This window comes from Methylobacterium aquaticum (genome assembly GCF_016804325.1).
In the GTDB taxonomy this organism is placed as follows: Bacteria; Pseudomonadota; Alphaproteobacteria; order Rhizobiales; family Beijerinckiaceae; genus Methylobacterium; species Methylobacterium aquaticum_C.
Genome location: NZ_CP043627.1, coordinates 4,275,001 through 4,293,722, shown reverse-complemented (window position 1 = coordinate 4,293,722; position 18,722 = coordinate 4,275,001). Strand labels below are relative to the sequence as shown.

The 18,722-nt window shown below is 70.8% G+C and carries 18 protein-coding genes and 1 pseudogene (1 of these 19 running past the window's edge); 8 read left to right on the top strand and 11 right to left on the bottom strand.

The features are described 5' to 3' along the window. Window positions 1-203 precede the first annotated feature (203 nt). The 5 genes and pseudogenes from rfbA to alaS form a co-directional block, all read right to left on the bottom strand. Window positions 204-1,091, bottom strand: a complete 888-nt coding sequence (rfbA, locus tag F1D61_RS19585; protein ID WP_203153368.1) for a glucose-1-phosphate thymidylyltransferase RfbA — start codon at window positions 1,089-1,091, stop codon at window positions 204-206. A 14-nt stretch (window positions 1,092-1,105) separates the two neighbouring features. Further along, a pseudogene (rfbD, locus tag F1D61_RS19580) lies at window positions 1,106-2,004 on the bottom strand (dTDP-4-dehydrorhamnose reductase). Between the two features lie 4 nt (window positions 2,005-2,008). Further along, window positions 2,009-3,061, bottom strand: coding sequence for a dTDP-glucose 4,6-dehydratase (gene rfbB / locus F1D61_RS19575; protein ID WP_203153366.1), 1,053 nt, complete (start codon window positions 3,059-3,061; stop codon window positions 2,009-2,011). A 120-nt stretch (window positions 3,062-3,181) separates the two neighbouring features. Further along, complete coding sequence (gene rfbC, locus F1D61_RS19570) at window positions 3,182-3,736, bottom strand: dTDP-4-dehydrorhamnose 3,5-epimerase (protein ID WP_203153364.1); 555 nt, start codon at window positions 3,734-3,736, stop codon at window positions 3,182-3,184. 355 nt (window positions 3,737-4,091) lie between these two features. Beyond that, on the bottom strand, window positions 4,092-6,758 hold the full coding sequence (gene alaS / locus F1D61_RS19565) for an alanine--tRNA ligase (protein ID WP_203153362.1): 2,667 nt from the start codon (window positions 6,756-6,758) through the stop codon (window positions 4,092-4,094). Between the two features lie 202 nt (window positions 6,759-6,960). Between alaS and F1D61_RS19560 the strand changes: the two genes are divergently transcribed. The 6 genes from F1D61_RS19560 to F1D61_RS19535 all read left to right on the top strand — a co-directional run bounded on the left by F1D61_RS19560 (window position 6,961) and on the right by F1D61_RS19535 (window position 11,955). Further along, entirely contained in the window at window positions 6,961-7,371 is a 411-nt protein-coding gene (locus F1D61_RS19560) for an MAPEG family protein (RefSeq protein ID WP_203153360.1), read from the top strand. Window positions 7,372-7,619: 248 nt separating this feature from the next. Next, entirely contained in the window at window positions 7,620-7,964 is a 345-nt protein-coding gene (locus F1D61_RS19555) for a DUF3088 domain-containing protein (protein ID WP_203153359.1), read from the top strand. Between the two features lie 299 nt (window positions 7,965-8,263). Continuing rightward, complete coding sequence (locus F1D61_RS19550) at window positions 8,264-9,730, top strand: HWE histidine kinase domain-containing protein (RefSeq protein WP_203153357.1); 1,467 nt, start codon at window positions 8,264-8,266, stop codon at window positions 9,728-9,730. Window positions 9,731-10,013: 283 nt separating this feature from the next. Then, window positions 10,014-10,271, top strand: a complete 258-nt coding sequence (locus F1D61_RS19545) for a hypothetical protein (RefSeq protein ID WP_203153348.1) — start codon at window positions 10,014-10,016, stop codon at window positions 10,269-10,271. Between the two features lie 12 nt (window positions 10,272-10,283). Next, a complete protein-coding gene (locus F1D61_RS19540; RefSeq protein ID WP_203153346.1) occupies window positions 10,284-11,183 on the top strand; it encodes a LysR family transcriptional regulator in 900 nt (299 codons plus the stop codon). Between the two features lies 1 nt (window position 11,184). Further along, complete coding sequence (locus F1D61_RS19535; protein ID WP_432443155.1) at window positions 11,185-11,955, top strand: aspartate/glutamate racemase family protein; 771 nt, start codon at window positions 11,185-11,187, stop codon at window positions 11,953-11,955. Window positions 11,956-12,039: 84 nt separating this feature from the next. On the opposite strand, the gene F1D61_RS19530 is transcribed toward F1D61_RS19535, so the two are convergent. Beyond that, window positions 12,040-12,891: a LysR substrate-binding domain-containing protein gene (locus tag F1D61_RS19530; protein WP_203153344.1), complete on the bottom strand. Its 852-nt coding sequence runs from the start codon at window positions 12,889-12,891 to the stop codon at window positions 12,040-12,042. Window positions 12,892-13,024: 133 nt separating this feature from the next. Here F1D61_RS19530 and glyA point away from each other — a divergent pair, with 133 nt between their 5' ends. Next, entirely contained in the window at window positions 13,025-14,293 is a 1,269-nt protein-coding gene (glyA, locus tag F1D61_RS19525; RefSeq protein ID WP_203153342.1) for a serine hydroxymethyltransferase, read from the top strand. Here the strand turns inward: glyA and F1D61_RS19520 are convergent. The 4 genes from F1D61_RS19520 to F1D61_RS19505 form a co-directional block, all read right to left on the bottom strand. After that, window positions 14,278-15,306 carry a biotin-dependent carboxyltransferase family protein gene (locus F1D61_RS19520; protein ID WP_203153340.1) on the bottom strand — a complete coding sequence of 343 codons (1,029 nt, stop codon included), beginning with the start codon at window positions 15,304-15,306 and terminating at the stop codon, window positions 14,278-14,280. The two genes, glyA and F1D61_RS19520, sit on opposite strands and share 16 nt — an antisense overlap. Further along, complete coding sequence (locus F1D61_RS19515) at window positions 15,303-16,025, bottom strand: 5-oxoprolinase subunit B family protein (protein WP_203153333.1); 723 nt, start codon at window positions 16,023-16,025, stop codon at window positions 15,303-15,305. Before F1D61_RS19515 ends, F1D61_RS19520 begins: the two co-directional genes overlap by 4 nt. Window positions 16,026-16,029: 4 nt before the next feature. Next, the gene (locus tag F1D61_RS19510; protein ID WP_203153331.1) at window positions 16,030-16,791 is read right to left on the bottom strand and encodes a 5-oxoprolinase subunit PxpA; all 762 of its coding nucleotides are present in this window, start codon (window positions 16,789-16,791) and stop codon (window positions 16,030-16,032) included. 110 nt (window positions 16,792-16,901) lie between these two features. Beyond that, the gene (locus F1D61_RS19505) at window positions 16,902-17,111 is read right to left on the bottom strand and encodes a hypothetical protein (protein WP_246775416.1); all 210 of its coding nucleotides are present in this window, start codon (window positions 17,109-17,111) and stop codon (window positions 16,902-16,904) included. Between the two features lie 429 nt (window positions 17,112-17,540). Here F1D61_RS19505 and F1D61_RS19500 point away from each other — a divergent pair, with 429 nt between their 5' ends. Then, window positions 17,541-18,125: a hypothetical protein gene (locus F1D61_RS19500; protein ID WP_203153329.1), complete on the top strand. Its 585-nt coding sequence runs from the start codon at window positions 17,541-17,543 to the stop codon at window positions 18,123-18,125. Between the two features lies 1 nt (window position 18,126). Here F1D61_RS19500 and F1D61_RS19495 read toward each other — a convergent pair whose 3' ends face one another. Next, window positions 18,127-18,722: the 3' portion of a sulfite exporter TauE/SafE family protein gene (locus F1D61_RS19495; RefSeq protein WP_246775415.1), read on the bottom strand. Its footprint extends 169 nt past the window's final position; only the last 596 of its 765 coding nucleotides appear in the window; its start codon lies beyond the right edge, outside the window; its stop codon occupies window positions 18,127-18,129.

Here is an 18,722-nt window from a genome sequence, read left to right as displayed (position 1 = left end):
GCCCGGTGCGGGACAAGTCCCGCACCGGACTTAACACCCCGAACCAGACTTGGCCGTGCAGCGGCCTTAGCATGCGCCGGGGCACGGCGAAAACTCGGTCTTTTTGGGCGAGGCCCGGGGCCGGCACGGCCCGGAACGCAAAGGGCCGCGCCCTCCCCTCGCGGGGGTGGCGCGGCCCTCGATACGACGGTGGGTGGATGGGATCAGAGGCCCTGACCCGGCTCCTCCTCGCGCGCGAGGCGGAGCAGGCTCTGGCCGTAATTGGTCTTCGCGAAGAGCTGGCCGCGGGCCACCACCTGCTCGCGGGTGATGAAGCCCTGGAGGTAGGCGATCTCCTCCAGGCAGGCGACCTGCATGCCCTGGCGGTGCTGGATGACGCGGACGAACTCGCCGGCTTCCAGGAGGTTGTCGTGGGTGCCGGTGTCGAGCCAGGCATAGCCGCGCGACATGCACTCGACGTGGAGCTGGCCGCGGTCGAGATAGGCCTGGTTGACGTCGGTGATCTCGAGCTCGCCGCGGGGCGAGGGCTTCACCGCGGCGGCGATGTCGAGCACCTGGTTGTCGTAGAAGTAGAGGCCGGTCACCGCCCAGGGCGATTCCGGATTCTTCGGCTTCTCGACGAGCTTGGTCGCCCGGCCCTGCTTGTCGAGGGTGACCACGCCGTAGGCCTCGGGCTGATCGACGTGGTAGGCGAACACCGTCGCGCCGGTCTCCCGCGCCTTGGCCTTGGCCAGGAGCTGGCGCATGCCGGCACCGAAGAACAGGTTGTCGCCGAGCACCAAGGCGACCGAATCGTCGCCGACGAATTCACGGCCGATGATGAAGGCCTGGGCCAGGCCTTCCGGCTTCGGCTGCAGCGCGTACGAGATGTTGATCCCGAACTGCTCGCCGGTGCCGAACAGGCGCTTGTAGTTGTCGATGTGCTCCGGCGACGAGATCAGCAGGATGTCGCGAATGCCGGCCAGCATCAGCACCGAGACCGGATAGTAGATCATCGGCTTGTCGTAGACCGGCAGCAGCTGCTTGTTGATCGCCAGCGTCGCCGGGTGCAGCCGCGTGCCGGATCCGCCGGCGAGCACGATGCCCTTCATGGTACAAATCTCCTTCAGGCGCGGTTCGCCGCGGGACCGATCAGCTGGTCCAGGATGTCGTCGAGGGCCTCATTCCACGGGCGCGGCACGAGGCCGAAGGCGCGGGTCAGGGTCTCGGTCGAGAGTTCGGAATTGGCCGGCCGGGTGACCGGGGTCTTGAAGGCCGTGCTCGGGATCGGCTCGACCGGGACCGAGCGGGCGCCACGGGCCGCCGCGCCGGCCATGATGGCACGGGCAAAGTCGTACCAGGTCGTCGCCCCGGCATTGACGCAGTGATAGGTGCCGGCGGGCGCCGCCTCGTCCTCGATGAGCCGGCGCGCGATGGCGACGAGCGCCGCCGCGAGGTCGCCGGCCGAGGTCGGGCAGCCGCGCTGGTCGTCGACCACCGTCAGCTTGTCGCGTTCGGCGGCCAACCGCAGCATCGTCTTGACGAAGTTCGCCCGGTGCGGGCTCACCACCCAGGCCGTGCGGACCACCGCGTGGCGCGGGTTGCCGGTGCGCACCGCCATCTCGCCGGCGGCCTTGCTGGCGCCGTAGACGCTGACCGGGTTTATCGGGGCACCGGCCGCGTAGGCCCCGGTGCCGGTGCCGTCGAAGACGTAGTCGGTCGAGACGTGGATGAGCGGGATGCCGGCCTTCGCCGTCTCCGCCGCCAGGTAGGCGGGCGCCAGGGCGTTGAGCCGCCAGGCCGCCGCCACGTCGCTCTCGGCCTTGTCGACTGCCGTGTAGGCGGCGGTGTTGATCACCGCCGCGTAGGGACGCGCGGCGACCGCGCGGGCGACCGCCGCCTCGTCGGTGATGTCCAGCGCCTCCCGGGTGGGGGCGTGGATCACCACGCCCTCCCGAAGGATTGCCGCTGCAACTCGGTGCCGACCTGGCCGCCGCCGCCGAGGACGAGGATCTCCCGCGTCATGGCTTCACTCCGCGCTCAGGCCGAGGCGCTCGCCGGAATAGCGGCCCTCGCGGATCGGGCGCCACCACGACTCGTTGTCGAGGTACCAGCGCACCGTGTCCTCCAGTGCCTGCTCGAAGGTGCGGCTGGGCTTGTAGCCGACCTCGGCCTCCGCCTTGCTCGGGTCGATGGCGTAGCGCCGGTCGTGGCCGGGACGGTCGGTGACGAACTGGATCAGGCGCTCGTGCGGGCCGGCCTCGGGACGGAGACGGTCGAAGATCGCGCAGAGCGTCTTCACCACGTCGAGGTTGTTGCGCACCGAGCGGCCGCCGAGGAGGTAGGTCTCGCCGACCCGGCCCTTCTCCAGCACCGCGACGAGGCCGCGGGCATGGTCCTCGACGTGGATCCAGTCGCGCTCGTTCTGGCCGTCGCCGTAGACGGGGAGGTTCTTGCCCTCCAGCGCGTTGAGGATCATCAGCGGGATCAGCTTCTCGGGGAAGTGCCGCGGCCCGTAATTGTTCGAGCAGTTGGTCACCAGCACCGGCAGGCCGTAGGTCTCGTGCCAGGCCCGCGCCAGGTGGTCGGAGGCCGCCTTGGAGGCCGAGTAGGGCGAGCGCGGATCGTAGCGGCTGTCCTCGGTGAAGAAGCCGCCCGGGGGCAGCGAGCCGTAGACCTCGTCGGTCGAGACGTGGAGGAACCGGAAGCCGTCGCGCTCCGCGCCTTGAAGCGTGTTGTAGTAGGCGCGGGCCGCCTCCAGCATCACCTGGGTGCCGACCACGTTGGTGCGGATGAAGGCGCCCGGCCCGGTGATCGAGCGGTCGACGTGGCTCTCGGCGGCGAGGTGCATCACGGCCTGCGGCCGGAACTCCTCGAACAGGCTGGACACCTTCTCGTGGTCGCAGATGTCGGCTTCGGCGAAGCGGTGCCGGTTGTCGCCCTTGAGCGGCATCAGCGAGATCGGGTTCGCCGCGTAGGTGAGCGCGTCGAGGGTCAGGACCTCGTGGCCGAGTTCCTGGACGAGGTGCAGGACCAGGGCCGAGCCGATGAAGCCGCAGCCGCCCGTGACGAGGATGCGCATGGGTTGAATGATCTCCTGAGAGGATGGCGCTCGTCGGCGCGAGGCGGGTCGAGGCGAATCGACTCGCGCTCTGATTGTAAATCTGAATGCCGGCCTCATGGAAATACGCCGGCGCTGCCCTCAGAAGATCGAGGGCAGGTCGGCGAAGCGGGGCGCGACCTTGTCCTTGGCCGAGAGCTGGGCCTCCGCCTCGCTCACCGGCCAGTCGATGCCGAGATCGGGGTCGTTCCAAAGCACGGCGCCGTCGTGCTCCGGGCTGTAGACGCCGCCGGCGACCTTGTAGGCCACCATCGTGTCCGGCTCGAGGGTGCAGAAACCGTGCCCGAAACCGATCGGGACGTAGAGCTGGTGGCCGCTCGAAGCATCGAGGCGGGCGGCGACGTGCTTGCCGTAGGTGGGAGAGTCCCGGCGCAGGTCGACCGCGACGTCGAGGATCGCGCCGGACAGCACCCGGATCAGCTTGGCCTGGGCGAAGGGATGGCGCTGGAAGTGCAGGCCGCGGACGGTGCCCTGTTGCGCCGAGAAGGACTGGTTGTCCTGGATGAAGTGGTCCTCGACGCCGTGGGCGGCCAGGATGTCGGCGCGATAGGTCTCCGAGAACCAGCCGCGGGCATCGCCGTGCCGCTTCGGGATCACCAGCTTCACCGCCGGGATCGCCTGATCGATGACCTGCATCCTGCCCACCTTCCGATAACGCGCGCCTGATCGATGCGGGGCTCTTGCCCGGCAAACATGGCACAACGGCGTCGGCCGGACCTGCCGCGGGCCGCATCCCCGCAGGCTCTACTTCGCCGGCGCGAGGTGAGCAAGATCGGCCGCAGACTGGATCCGGCGATGGGCAATAGGCGTGCGTACAGCCCTGCACAAACGGGGGCATCGCATCGGTCGGCGCGCGACGGAATTTTCGGACGGACGGGCAGACCTTCGAAACGATGTCCCGACAGGTCGCCCTATACGTTGGCGCGGGAGGCCGCGCGGACCCTCGCCGGCCGCGGCCGGGCCTGCTCGCAGGCCCGACCCTTCTTCAGCCTCACACGGCCGCGAGGGATGCCGCGATCGCCTCCAGGGCGGCCTCGGCGGCCGCTCCGTCGGGGCCGCCCGCCTGGGCCATGTCGCGGCGTCCGCCGCCGCCCTTGCCGCCGAGCCGCTCCGACCCCGCCCGCACCAGGGCGACGGCGTCGAAGCGGCCGGTCAGGTCCTCGGTCACGCCGACGACGAGGCCGGCCTTGCCGTCCGGCGCCACCCCGACGATCGCCACGATCCCGGAGCCGAGCCGCTTCTTGCCCTCGTCGGCGAGGCTCTTGAGGTCGCGCATCTCGACCCCTTGCACGACGCGGGCCATCAGCTTGGTGCCGGCGACCTCGCGCACGCCGTCGTCGCCGCCGCCGGCCGCAGCCCCGCCCATGGCGATCTTGCGGCGGGCGTCGGAGAGCTCCCGTTCCATCCGGCGGCGTTCGTCGAGGAGGGTGGCCAGGCGCTCGGGCGCCTCGGACACCGGCGCCTTGAGCAGGGCGGCGATCGCCGCGAGCTGGCGGCTCTCCCCGGCGAGGTGGCGGCGGGCGGCGTCACCCGTCATCGCCTCGATCCGGCGCACCCCGGCGCCGACCGCGCTCTCGGCCAGCACCGTCACCAGGCCGATATCCCCGGTGCGCCCGACATGGGTGCCGCCGCACAACTCGACCGAGAAGGTCTTGGCCCGGCCGTCGGCGGCCCGGTCGCGGCCCATCGAGACGACCCGCACCTCCTCGCCGTACTTTTCGCCGAACAGCGCGCGGGCGCCCGACGCGATGGCGTCGTCGACCGCCATCAGCTTCGTCACCACCGGCTCGTTCTGGAGCAGCACCCGGTTGGCGATCTCCTCGACCCGGGCCAGCTCCTCGGCCTCGATCGGCTTCGGGTGGCTGATGTCGAAGCGCAGGCGCTCGGGGGCGACGAGGGAGCCCTTCTGGGCGACGTGGTCGCCGAGCACCTGGCGCAGGGCCTCGTGCAGCAGGTGGGTGGCCGAGTGGTTGGCGCGGATCGCGGAGCGGCGCCCGTGATCGACCTTCAGCTCGACCGGCTGATTGAGGGTCAGGCTCCCCTCCTCCACCGCGACGTGGTGGACGAAGAGGTCGCCGAGCTTCTTCTCGGTCGCGGTGACGCGCGCCTTGAGGCCCTGGCCCGTAATGGCACCGGTATCGCCGACCTGGCCGCCGGATTCGCCGTAGAACGGCGTCTGGGTGACGACGAGGAGACCCTCCTCGCCGGCCCGGATCGCCTCGACCTCGGCGCCGCCGCGCACCAGCGCGGTGACGACCGCCTCGGCCTCTTCGGTATCGTAGCCGAGGAACTCGGTGGCGCCGGTGCGCTCACGCAAGCCGTACCACAGGGTCTCGGTGGCGGCCTCGCCCGAGCCGGTCCAGGCCGCCCGTGCCGCCTCGCGCTGGCGCTGCATCGCGGCCGTGAAGCCGTCGGTGTCGACCGTGATGCCGCGGGACTTGAGCGCGTCCTGGGTCAGGTCGAGGGGGAAGCCGTAGGTGTCGTAGAGGGTGAAGGCGGTCTCGCCCGACAGGCTCCCGCCTTCCGACAGGTCGCGGGTCTCGGCGTCGAGGATCGACAGGCCGCGCTCCAGGGTGCGGCGGAAGCGGGTCTCCTCGAGGCGCAGGGTCTCGGCGATCAGGCTCTCGGCCCGGGCAAGCTCGGGATAGGCCTGGCCCATCTCGCGCACCAGCGTCGGAACCAGCCGGTACATCATCGGGTCGCGGGAGCCGAGGAGCTGGGCGTGGCGCATCGCGCGGCGCATGATCCGGCGCAGCACGTAGCCGCGGCCCTCGTTGCTCGGCAGCACGCCGTCGGCGACGAGGAAGGACGAGGCGCGCAGGTGATCGGCGATCACCCGGTAGGATGCCGTCTGCTTGCCCTCGGGCGCCCGGCCGACCTGGTGCGCCACGGCGTCGATCAGGCTGCGGAACAGATCCGTGTCGTAGTTGCTCTTCACGCCCTGCAGGATCGCCGCCATGCGCTCGAGGCCCATGCCGGTATCGATCGAGGGCCGCGGCAGGTCGACCCGGTTGCCCGGCTCGATCTGCTCGTACTGCATGAACACGAGGTTCCAGAATTCGAGGAAGCGGTCGCCGTCCTCCTCCGGGCTGCCGGGCGGGCCGCCCCACAGCTCCGGGCCCTGGTCGATGAAGATCTCGGAGCACGGCCCGCAGGGGCCGGTATCGCCCATCTGCCAGAAATTGTCGGAGGTGCCGATGCGGATGATGCGGTCGTCGGAGAAGCCGGCGATCTTGCGCCACAGGGTGGCGGCATCCTCGTCGTCGGCGTAGACCGTGACCAGCAGCTTCTCGGGCGAGAGCCCGAATTCCTTGGTGACGAGGTTCCAGGCCAGCTCGATCGCCAGCGGCTTGAAATAGTCGCCGAACGAGAAGTTGCCCAGCATCTCGAAGAAGGTGTGGTGGCGCGCGGTGTACCCGACATTGTCGAGGTCGTTGTGCTTGCCGCCGGCGCGCACGCATTTCTGGGCCGTGACGGCGCGCTGGTAGGGCCGCTTCTCGACGCCGGTGAAGACGTTCTTGAACTGTACCATGCCGGCGTTGGTGAACATCAACGTCGGGTCGTTGCGCGGCACCAGCGGCGAGGACGGCACCGCTTCGTGGCCGTGCTTGGCGAAGTAGTCCAGGAAGGTGGACCGGATCTCGTTGACGCCACTCATGGGAAGAATCGTCTCTGCGGAAGGCGGGCCGGGCGGGCGCGGATATCGGGGCGCACCACGGGCGGCCCGCGGATGCATCCGCGTGTCTTTAGTCACGCGCTTCCCCCGTGTCGAGGCGGGCCCGCGCCGCTATCTGAGCCGGGGCAAGTATCAGAGCTGGGGCAAACGCGGCCGCCGGCCTGCCCGTCCGGAGCAACGTTCCATGACCGAAGAGATCCGCCTCCTCGCCTTCTCGGCCGCGCTGGGCCTCGCCCACGTCATGGCGGCCTCCGCCGCCGGGCTCCGGCAGCGCGGCGGGCTGGCCTGGGCCGCGGGCAACCGCGAGAGCGAGGGCGAGGTCACCGGCGCCGCCGCCCGGCTGAAGCGGGCCTCGGCCAATTTCTTCGAGACCTTCCCGCTCTTCGCCGCCCTGGTTCTGGCCGCCGCGGTGTCGGGCCGGCAGGGCGGCGCGGTGGCGTGGGGAGCGGAACTCTATTTCTGGGCCCGGCTCCTCTACCTGCCGATCTACGGCCTCGGCCTCCCGTGGATCCGCACGCCGGTCTGGGGCGTGGCGATGGTCGGGATCGGGTTCGTATTCGCCGGCCTGTTCGGCTGGGCGGGGCCGGGGATGTAATACCAACGGTCGTTGGAAACGACCTTTGGTTCCGTTCTCGAATTTTCGTCAAGCCTCTGGCTTGGCATAGAAAATTCGAGATGGCTCAATGGCCCGATGCGTCAGCATCTTGGGCTATTGGTATAACGACCCCGGATCGGCGCCGGCCGGCTTGAAACCCATCCCGTCGTTCCGGGCTCCGTACGCGGAACCCGGAATGACGGGATGGGTTCGACATCCGTGGAGACCCATCGAACAGGTCCTGAGACTTGCGCGATCATCTTTATGTGCTGGCCCCGGATTTCACCGATCCGGCTTTTCCGGGCCGCCGGTTCTATTGCTGGCACTGCGCCCTGATCGAGGGCGTGCTCGCGGGCTTTCCCGATCTCGCGGCTCGCCTCGACGTGACCCGCCTGCCCTGGCCCCGACCGCGCCAAGCCCTCATCGATCGCCTCGGCGAGGCGCACCAGGCGCTGCCGCTCCTGGTGCTCGCCCCCGACGCGCCGGACGGCCTCGCCACCGGCCGCCACAATAGGTTGCGCTTCATCGACGACAAGGACGCGATCCTGCGCGCGCTGCACGAGCGCCACGGCTTTCCGGAGCCGCATCCGTAGCGCATGGCCCGATCGCGTGACGGTCGGACGGCACTCTCGGTTTTCGATGGCCCCGCATGGTCCTGCGTCGGAGCGGCAGCCCCGTCGCCGGAAAATGCTCCGCGGGCTATTGTCTCCGCCACTTCGGATCCCGATATCGCCGATCGAGCCAATGAATTGCCCGCAACAGGACTGCGCTCACCGGATGCGCGCTTTTGCAGCAACAGCGGACGTTGCGTGACGCCGAGCCGTTGGCGATCACGCCGGGGGTAGGATATCCAGACCACCCGTCCGGTATCGCGCAGGAGGCGACGGAAAGCGTGACCGATCCCCGCGACGACCGCCGCATCGCCGCCGAGCTGACCCGGGCCGGCGCGAGCCCCGACCCGTTCGCCGCTGCCGTGCGGGCGACGCGGATGCCGATGGTGATCACCGATCCGCACCGGCCCGACAACCCGATCGTCTTCGTCAACGACGCCTTCACCCGGCTGACCGGCTACGCCCGGGACGAGATCGTCGGCCGCAACTGCCGCTTCCTCCAGGGGCCCGAAACCGACGCTGCCGACGTCGCGCGGATCCGCGAGGCGATCGCACGCCGGGAACCGATCGAGATCGACCTCCTCAACCACAAGAAGACAGGCGAGGCGTTCTGGAACCGGCTGCTGGTTTCGCCGGTCTTCGACGAGGCCGGGCAGCTCACCTATTTCTTCGCCTCGCAATTCGACGTGACGCTGGAGCGCGACCGGCTGGTGCGCCTGCAACGCGACCGCGACGCCCTGGAGCGGGAGATCGCGCAGCGCACGCAGGCCCTGCGGCGGAGCGAGGACCGCCTGAACTTCATCCTCAAGGCCTCGCGCCTCGGCTCTTGGACCCTCGACCTCGCCGAGATGCGGCTGGTGGCGTCCGAGAGCTGCAAGCGCATCGTCGGCCGGGAGCCGGACGCGCCGTTCACCTACGACGACCTGATCGCCGCGATCCTGCCGGAGGACCGCGACCGGATGCAGGCGGCGGTCCACGAGTCGATCGAGACCCGGAGCGACTACGACATCGAGTACCGGATCCGCACGCCCGACGGCGAGGTGCGCTGGATCCAGGCCCGCGGCCAGTCCTTCTGCGACGCGGACGGCGTTCCCTCGAGCATGGCCGGCGTGACCCTCGACGTGACCGAGCGCAAGCGCGGCGAGGAGCACCGGGCCCTGCTCGCCGAGGAGCTGAACCACCGGGTGAAGAACTCGATGGCGACGATCCAGTCGATCGCCAACCAGACCCTGACCCACGCGACCTCGTTGCCCGAGGCCCGCACCGCCTTCAACGCCCGCCTGCAATCGCTCTCCGCCGCCCACGACGTCCTGACCCGCGAGAGTTGGGAGGGGGCCACCCTGGCGGAGATCGTCGAGGAGGCCTTGCGCCCGTTCCGCACCGGCGCCGGCCAGCGCTTCCGGATCGACGGGCCGCCCGTCCGCCTGCCGCCCCGGCTGGCGCTGGCCTTCGTGATGGCCCTGCACGAACTGGCGACCAACGCGGTCAAGTACGGCGCGCTCTCGACCGAGGAGGGACGGGTGCATCTCGGCTGGGAGGTGACCGGCGACGGTCTGCTCCGGCTGCGCTGGGAGGAGACGGGCGGCCCGCCGGTCGCGGCCCCGAGCCGACGCGGGTTCGGCTCGCGGATGATCGAGCGGGTGCTGGCCGCCGAGATCGGCGGCACGGCGGAAGTCGCGTATCGGCCGGGGGGTGTCGTGGCGGAGGTGGAGGCGCCGTTGCCGGAGGTGGGGGTGGCGGGCGGCTGAATCTGTCCGGTCGGTCAGCGCGGGTCTGCTTCCGACCGAAAATGTGAAATCTCAGAGCCTGTTCGAGCAGAGTGATTTGACAAAAACGCAGAGGAATCAGGAGATATCCTACCCTTCCACCTCATCCTGAGGTGTTAGCCGATTGAAAATCGGCTGACCTCGAAGGAGGGCTCCAGGGATCGCGGAGGCTTCTGGGAGCCTCCTTCGAGGTCAGTCGATCTCCGATCGCGTGCGATCTCTGATCGCCAACACCTCAGGATGAGGTGGAAGGATGGGATATCCCATGATCCGTTTCGGCTTTGATCAGACCGATCCGCTCAAACAGGCTCTCGAACGCACGCCGAAGAATCCGAACAATCCTCCACGCCACCATCACTCGAGTGTTCCGAACGGCCGCTGCGATGCGGCCGGGGTGCCGATGCCGTCGATCGGCCAGGGGTGTCCGAGGAGAAATTCGTCCATGGCTTTCGAGTGTTCACACAGCTTCGACCCATTTCGGTCGTTCCGCGCGACCCCGGACTCGGCCGATGCGCGGTGGTAGGCTGGCACGGTCATGGAACTGAAGTGGCTCGAGGACTTTGCCACCCTCGCCCGAACCGGCAGCTTCTCCCGTTCGGCGGAGGAGCGTCACGTGACGCAGTCGGCGTTCAGCCGCCGCATCCAGGCCCTCGAAGCGTGGCTCGGCGTCGCGCTCATCGACCGCAGCACCTATCCGACCACATTGACGCCCGAGGGCCGGGAATTCCGCGAGACCGCCGAAGAGGCGGTGAGGATGATCCACGGTAGCCGAGCGTCCTTGCAAGCGAAGAACCGTCCGAGCACCCGAACCGTGACCGTCGCCGCGCTCCACACGCTCGCGCTGGCATTCTTTCCGCGCTGGTTTCGCCAGGTCGAGGCGTTTACGGGGCCGCTCGACAGCCGCCTGCTCCCGGACAATTTCCATGCCTGTCTCCAGGCCATCGTCGAGGGCGGCTACGATTTCCTGCTCACGTTCTACCATCCCGGCGTTCCGCTGCCGCTCGATCCCGAGATTTTCCCGTATCGCGTCGTCGGCTACGACAGTCTCGTCGCCGTGCGCAGCGCCTTGCGGACCGAGGATCCCGCGACGCTCCCGGTGCTCAGCTACTCCAAGAGTTCGTTCCTCGGGCGCATCGCGATCCTGGCGCAAGCGCAGGCAGGGGGGCCGTCTCCTACGACCTCGCACATCAACGAGAACGCCATGGCCGAGGCGTTGAAGTTCATGGTGCTGGAAGGGCACGGGATCGCGTGGTTGCCGCGCAGCCTCGTGACCCGGGAGTTGGAAGCCGGCGAGTTGATCGCCTCCGGCGCGGAAACCGTTCTCGAAGTCCGCCTCTATCGCAACGGCGGACATCGTCGCCCCGCGGTTGCGGGGGTTTGGGAGGCGTCGGGCGTGATCGCGGAAACTATGCGGGAGCGGAATAACCTAGGCTGACATGGCATTGGACCCGGTGTCGGACGCTGCGCATCCTGCCCGGCAACAGGAGGTCGCGATGCTTGGTGTTCTCGGTGGAATGGGTCCGATGGCGACCGTCGATTTCATGGGCAAGGTCGTCCGGAATACGCCAGCCGCCCGCGATCAAGACCACCTCCAGATGGTCGTTTGTTCGGCCGCCAATATCCCGGACCGCACCGCCGCGATCCTCGGCGAGGGCCCCGATCCGTTGCCCGCCATGGTGGATGCCCTGCGACGGCTGGAGGCGGCGGGCGTCACCTGCGTCGCCATACCCTGCAACACGGCCCATCACTGGCACGCCGCCCTGCAAGCCATGACGCCTGTGCGCGTCCTGCACATTGTCGACGCCGTCGCCGAGATGCTCACCGAGTCCGATGGCGGCGGCCTGGGCGTGCTGGCGACCAGCGGCACGGTCGAGGCGGGCATCTACCAGGAGCGTCTGGCCCACAGGGGCATCACTTGCCGGATGCCCGATGCGGCCGGTCAGGCCGAGGTGATGCGTGCGATTCGATTGGTGAAGGCCGGGCAACTCGCCGAGGCCACGGAGATCCTGCGGGCACAAGCCATGGCGCTGGTTTCCACCGGCTGTCGTCAGGTCGTGATGGCTTGTACCGAGATCCCCGTCGCGCTTGCGGCCGAAGAGGGGGCGCTGCGCACCGTGCTGGTGGATGCCACGGAGGCACTGGCCCGTGCCTGTGTCAGAACATGCATGGCAAGCGCACACGATTCCGCGACGTCCCTCGCCGCTTAGGCATGGTTGTGCTCGCCGGCCCTCAGCGGCCGCTCGCACGCTCCGGCCGCTCGGATTCCGACCGCTCCCCTCCCAACCACCGGATCACCCCCGCCAGCCGTCCCCCTCCCCGCCCTCCGGCACGATCAGCCGCAGCGGCGCTCCCGCCACCATCCTTTCCCCGAACGGCGCGACGAGCCGCCCCGCCGCCAGCGCCTCGGCCACTAGGGCGCTGTGCCCGATGAGCACGCCGTGGCCGGCGAGCGCCGCGTCCAGCGCGATGCCGTAGAGCGAGAACGCCGCCTCCCGCGCCGGGCGCAGGGCGCCGGCACCGTGGGCGCTCAGCCAGCGCGGCCAGTCCTCGCGCCAGACCGAATCGTGCAGCAGCGTCGCCCCGGCGAGGTCCCGCGGATCGCGCAAGGACGCCGCCAGGGCGGGGGCGCAGACCGGAAACAGGTCGTCCCGGGCCAGCACCACGGAGGTGCAGCCGGCGGGCGCGGCCTCGCCGAAATACAGGCCGAGATCGACCGGCTCGCGAAGATAGTCCGGCGGGTCGTCCCGGGTCAGGATCGCGACGTCGAGATCGAAGGCGGCTTGCAGGGCGGGCAACCGGGGCGCGAGCCAGAGCTGGGCGATGCAGGGCAGGGCGGCGAGCGTCAGGCTGCGCGGCCGGCCGACCGCGCGCATCACCCGCACGGCATGGTTCACCGCATCGAAGGCCGCGGTCAGGGAGGGCAGCACCGCCCTCCCCTCAGCGGTCAGGCACAGGCCGTTCGGCCGGCGGTGGAAGAGCGGGCGGCCGAGCCAGGCCTCCAGCCCCTTCACCTGGGCGCCGATCGCCGCCGGGGTCACGTGGAGTTCCCGGGCCGCCGCCGCGTAGCCGCCATGGCGCGCCGCCGCCTCGAAGGCCCGCAGGGCATTGAGCGAGGGCGGAGCCGCCCGGCCGGCCGGATCCATCGCGAGGCTCACATCGTCGAGGCCAAGACAATCCGAGACCAAGAAAAGCTTGGCCTCACGTCAAGCTTATCCCGTTTGCCGGCCGCCGCCGCAAGCCCGACACTGGGCTCCCGCCACCGACGGACACCCTCCCATGCGCCTCCTCCACGACGGCTATTTCGACCAGGGCCTCGATGCCGACCCCGAGCTCGCCGCCTCGATCCGCGGCGAGCTCGCGCGGCAGCGGGACGGGATCGAGCTGATCGCCTCGGAGAACATCGTCTCGCGGCTGGTGCTGGAGGCGCAGGGCTCGGTCCTCACCAACAAGACCGTCGAGGGCCTGGCCTACGCCCGCTATTACGGCGGCGCCGAGCATGCCGACGCGATCGAGGCCCTGGCAGTGACCCGGGCGACGCGCCTGTTCGGCTGCCGCTTCGCCAACGTGCAGCCCCATTCGGGCTCGAACGCCAATGCGGGCGTGTTCCTCGGGCTGCTCGAACTCGGCGACACGATCCTGTCGATGGGCGTCGAGGCCGGCGGCCATATCAGCCACGGCCACCCGGCGACCCTGACGGGGCGCGACTACACCATCGTGCGCTACGGCGTGGAACGCGACAGCGAGCGGGTGGAACTGGACTCGGTCGCCCGCCTCGCCCGCGAGCACCGCCCTAAGATGATCGTCGCCGGCGGCTCGGCCTATGCCCGCGCCCTCGATTTCGCAGGCTTGCGCGCCATCGCCGACGAGGTCGGGGCGCTGCTCCTGGTCGACATGGCGCATTTCGCCGGCCTCGTCGCCACCGGGCTCCATCCCCACCCCTTCCCGCACGCCCACGTGGTGACCTCGACCACCTACAAGTCCCTGCGCGGCGCCCGGGGCGGGCTGGTCCTGTGGAACGACCCCGCCCTGTCGGACAAGATCAACTACGGGATCTTCCCGGGCGTGCAGGGCTCGGTGATGATGCACGGCGTCGCCGCCAAGGCCGCCTGCTTCGGCGAGGCCCTGCGGCCCGAATTCGCCACCTACAACCGGGCGGTCCTCGACAATGCGAGGGCGCTCGCCGAGAGCGTCGCGGAATCCGGGATGCGGCTTGTCGCCGGCGGCACCGATTGCGGGCTGATGCTGGTCGACCTCTCGCCCCAGGGCGTGACCGGGGATGTCGCGGCCAAGGCCCTGGAGGCGGCGGGCCTCGCGGTCAACAAGAACCAGATCCCGTTCGACACCCGCCCGCCCGAGGCGCCCTCGGGCCTGCGCCTGTCCTCGAATGCCGGGACGGCACGGGGTTTCGGCGCACAGGAATTCCGGCAGGTCGGCCGCTGGATCGCCCGGGTGGTGGCGGCGCCCCACGACGAGGCCGGGCTGGCGGCGATCCGCGAGGAGGTCCTGGCGCTCTGCCGCCGGTTCCCGATCTACGACGGGGCGTGAGCCCCATCCACCACCCCGCCGATCAGGTTGCGCCCGAGCAGGAACTCGGCGCTGAAATCGGTGCGGATCAGCGGCTCCATCGCCACCGGTCCGGCTAAGCCCTGCGCCTCCGTCCGCCGCGCCGCGATCGCTTCGGCGCGGTCCACCGCCCGGAAGCGGATCCGCGTGCCGCCCTGTGCCTGAGCGAGCCGCCCGAGATCCGGGCCGATCACGGTCGCGATCTTCGGGTAGCCGCCGGTGGATTGCCGGTCGGCCATCAGGACGATCGGCCAGCCCTCCCCCGGCACCTGGATCGCCCCCATGGCGATGCCGTCCGAGACGATGTTGTAGCCCTTGGCATGGGTGAGCGGCGTGCCGTCGAGGAAGCAGGCCATCCGGTCGCCCTTGGTCGTCACCGTCCAGGGCCCGGCCAGGAAGGCGGCGATCTGGTCGTCACCGAAAAAATCGTCCTGCGGGCCCAGCACCACCCGGATCTCCTCCGGCGGGCGGGCGAGCCAGGGCGCCACCAGGGCGTGGGGATCGGCCGGGCCGGGGCGGCCTTCCGCGATCGTCAGCCGGTCGCCGGCCCGGAGCGCCCGCCCGTCGAGGCCGCCGAAGGCGGAGCGGGTATGGGTCGCGGTCGAGCCGAGGGTCGGCGCTAGGTCGAACCGGCCCGCGACGGCGAGATACGCCCAGGCCCCGGCCCGGCCGGCCCGCACGACGAGATGGCTGCCGGGCTGGAGCGTCAGCGCGCAGGACGGCGGCAGGGGCGCGCCGTCGAGGCTGATCCGGAACTCGCCGCCGGCGAGCGCGATCCCGAGCGGTCCGCCCTCCGCCGTCACCTCGACGCCGCCCAGCGAGACTTCCAGGGCGGTGGCGCCGGGCGGGTTGCCGAGCGCCCGGTTGGCGGTGGCGTGCGCCAGCGGGTCCATCGGCCCGGCGGCGGTGATGCCGTAGCGCAGGTAGCCGTGGCGGCCGCCATCCTGCAGCGTCACGCCGGGACCGGCCGAGAGGATGCTGAGACGCGGGGTCATGCGGCCTCCCGGCGCTGGGCGACGATCTCGCCGGATGCGGCGCGGCGTTCGAGATCCGCGAAGGTGGCGGGGTCGATGGGCTCGAAGCGGAGCGTGTCGCCGACCGCGACCGGGAACGGATCGGGCCGGTGCGGCGCGTAGAGCCGCTCCGGCGTGCGGCCGATCACGTACCAGCCCGTCGGCATCGGGAAGGTGCCGACGGCAGCCAGCCCCCCGCCGATCAGGAGCGCGTTGGCCGGATGCGGCGGGCGCGGCGTGGCGCGGCGCGAGACGGCCAGCTCCGTCGGCAGGCCGCCGAGATAGGCGAAGCCCGGGGCGAAGCCGTACATGTAGACCCGGTACTCGGCCCCGGCATGGAGCGCTGCGACGCGCTCGACGCTCAAGCCCGTTGCCTGCGCCACGGCACCGATATCCTCGGCACAGGCCGGATCGTAGCAGCAGGGCAGCGTCCAAAGTGTCGCGCCGGCCCGGGCCGAGGCGGGCTGCGCCGCCAGCGCCAGCACCCGCGCAGCGAGGTCGTCGCGGTCGAGGACCAGGGGGTCGTAGTGGATCATCAGCGAGCGGTAGGTCGGCACCGTCTCGCGCAGTCCCTCGGGCGGCGCGGAGCGGAGTGCGTCGTCGAGGGCGAGCACGCGGTCGTGGATGGCGGGATCGACGGTGGCGCCGAACTCCGCCACCAGGGCGGCCTCGCCGGCATCGAGGAGGCGGGGGCTCTCCATCGGATCAGGCCCGGAACGGCGCGAGGCGCACGCCGGCGCCTTCGAGCCTCGCGCGCACGGCCCGGGCGGTGGCGACCGCATGGGCGGAATCGCCGTGGACGCAGACCGAGCGGATCGGCGTCGGCAGGCGCCGGCCGCTCGCCGCGATGATCGCCCCCTCCTGCACCATGGCGAGCACCCGCTCGGCGGCCTCCGCCTCGTCGGTGATCAGGGCGCCCGGCTGGCCGCGGGGGATCAGGAACCCGGCCTCGGTGTAGCCGCGGTCGGCGAAGATCTCCTGGTGCACGTCGAGCCCCTGCGCCTCGCCGGCCGCGACCTGGGCCGTCAGCGCGATGGCGAGCAGGGACAGGGACGGATCGACCGCCTTGACGGCCCTGGCGATGGCATCCGCCACCTCCCGCTCCACCGCCGCGAGATTGGCGAGCGCCCCATGCGCCTTGACGTAGGTGACGCGGTGGCCGGCATAGGCCGCGAGCCCGGCCGCCGCGCCGACCTGGAAGGCGACCAGGCGCTCGACCTCGCCGGGGGTGAAGGGCAGGATCCGGCGGCCGAAGCCCCAGAGGTCCGGATAGCCGGGATGGGCGCCGACCGCGACGCCGCGCTCGCGGGCGATGGCGAAGGTGCGGGCCATGATCTCGGGATCGCCCGCGTGCAGGCCGCAGGCGACGTTGGCCGAGGTGACGACCTCCAGCATCGCCGCGTCGTCGCCGCAGCGGTAATCGCCGAAACCCTCGCCGAGGTCCGAATTGAGATCGATGGACGGCATGGCGGGCACTCCGGGCAAGCGGGCGGATGCCATGTCCTGGCATCGCTCCGGCGCCCCTGCAACCCGCGGGCCGCGCCGGACCGGGTTGCTCCCGAAGCCGTCCCGCCGGGTCAGAGCGCCAGGGCGCTCACCGACAGGTCCAGCGCGCTGCGGGCGAGCCAGACCACGCTCCAGCCGATCAGGCCGAACCAGGCCAGGACGAGCGGCACGCCGACCGCCAGGGTGAGCACCATCGCAGCCTGGCGCAACTTGGCCTCGTATGACGCAGCGACGGTCGCGGCCCGTGCCGTCACGGACACCTTCGTGCCGAACTGGATCATTGGGTTAGGTCCCGGAGAGATCATGCCGCTGCGGTGGCAAGCGGCGGGCCCGGCGGGTGCGGGTCGTCATGCCGGCGCACAAACGCGGGATGGTTAACGAAGTTCCCTCGCGCTTCCGGGACCTCATTGGACTTGCGTCGGCAGGCCAGCGCAACTCCGCCGAGGTTGTTGTTTCGTCGCGGATTCTTGTCGTAAAACCGGAAGCTCCTTCTGCGAAATCTGCTCGGACGACGCGCCACATACCGGCCCCGGATCCGGCCACGGGCGACAGGCTGGTGGATTCCTCGTCGTCGCGCATGGACGCCACCCCTGGCCCCCGCTACCTTCACCTAACACGGTCAGGTTGCGACGACCGTCGCGCGGCGTCACGTCGAGCCGCGGAAACCGAGGAGCCGGGCAGGCCGTGCCTGCCGATCCGGAGGTGCGATCATGCGTGACGGGATGCGCCGCTCGGTCGGCCTCGCTTTCCTGCTCGGTGTCCTGTGCGCGCCGCCGGCACGGGCACAGGACCCGGCCGCGTCCCGCCCGTGGAGCGACCCGCCGGCGAAGCCCGCCGGCACGGAAGCGGGAAAGCCTGCCCCCTCCGGCGAACACGCCGCCGCGACGTCCCCGCGCGCGGCATCGCCATCACCGATCAAGAAGCCCGTGAGGACCGCGTCCCGGCCGCGGATGGCGGAGCGCCCGGCGCTCGCGCGGCGCAAGGCCGAGCGGCGAGACCGGGTCGCGGCGCGTCCCGGCAGCCGGCCGGTCGTCATGGCGGCGCCCCGTCAGGCCCTTGCCCGCCGGTCCCTCGCCGTCCGGATGCCGCCGGAGACGCCGGCCATGCGGATCGCCCGCCCGCTCCCGCCGGACATGTCCGGCGATCGCGACGTCGACCTCTGGGTCGATTCCCGCGCCGACCGGATCCGCCGGGCGCAGGATGGCGGCTTCCTGGTCATGCGCCGCTCCACCCTCGAGGACCCGATGGGCCGCCGGATGCAGATCCTGCGTCCCCTCGACGACGAGGACGAGTAGCCTACAGCCACGGCCGCGAGGCCAAGTGCGCGCCGAGCAGCAGGAGGCCGATCAGGAAGGCGCGGCGGAAGGTCGGGGCGGAGACGCGCCCGCGCAGCCACTGCCCCGCGGCCATGCCGAGAAGCGCCGGCGCCAGGGTGACGAGGGAGGCGGCTCCGGCCGCGAGCGGCAGCACCCCCTCCCGCGCGAGGCCGGCGGCGAGCGCCACGGTCGAGACCGTGAAGGACAGGCCGAGGGCCTGGATCAGCTGGTCCCGGTCGAGGCCCAGCGCCTGGAGGTAGGGCACCGCCGGAATCACGAAGACCCCGGTCGCCCCCGTGACGAGGCCGGTGACGAGCCCGATGACGGGCGACAGCCAGGACTCCGTGCGGGCGGGCACCCGGACCGCGAAGCCGGCCAAGCCGATCACCGCGTAGATCACCAGCGCCGCACCGAGAGCGCTCGCGGGTCCCGGCCCCTTGGCGCCTGCGATCAGCCCGGTGCTCGCCACGGTCCCGACCGCGATGGCGACCATCATCGCCCAGAGCCGCCGCAGCAGGCCTCCGAAGCGCGGCCCGGCGAGCAGCTGCCAGAGATTGGTGACGAAGGACGGCACGA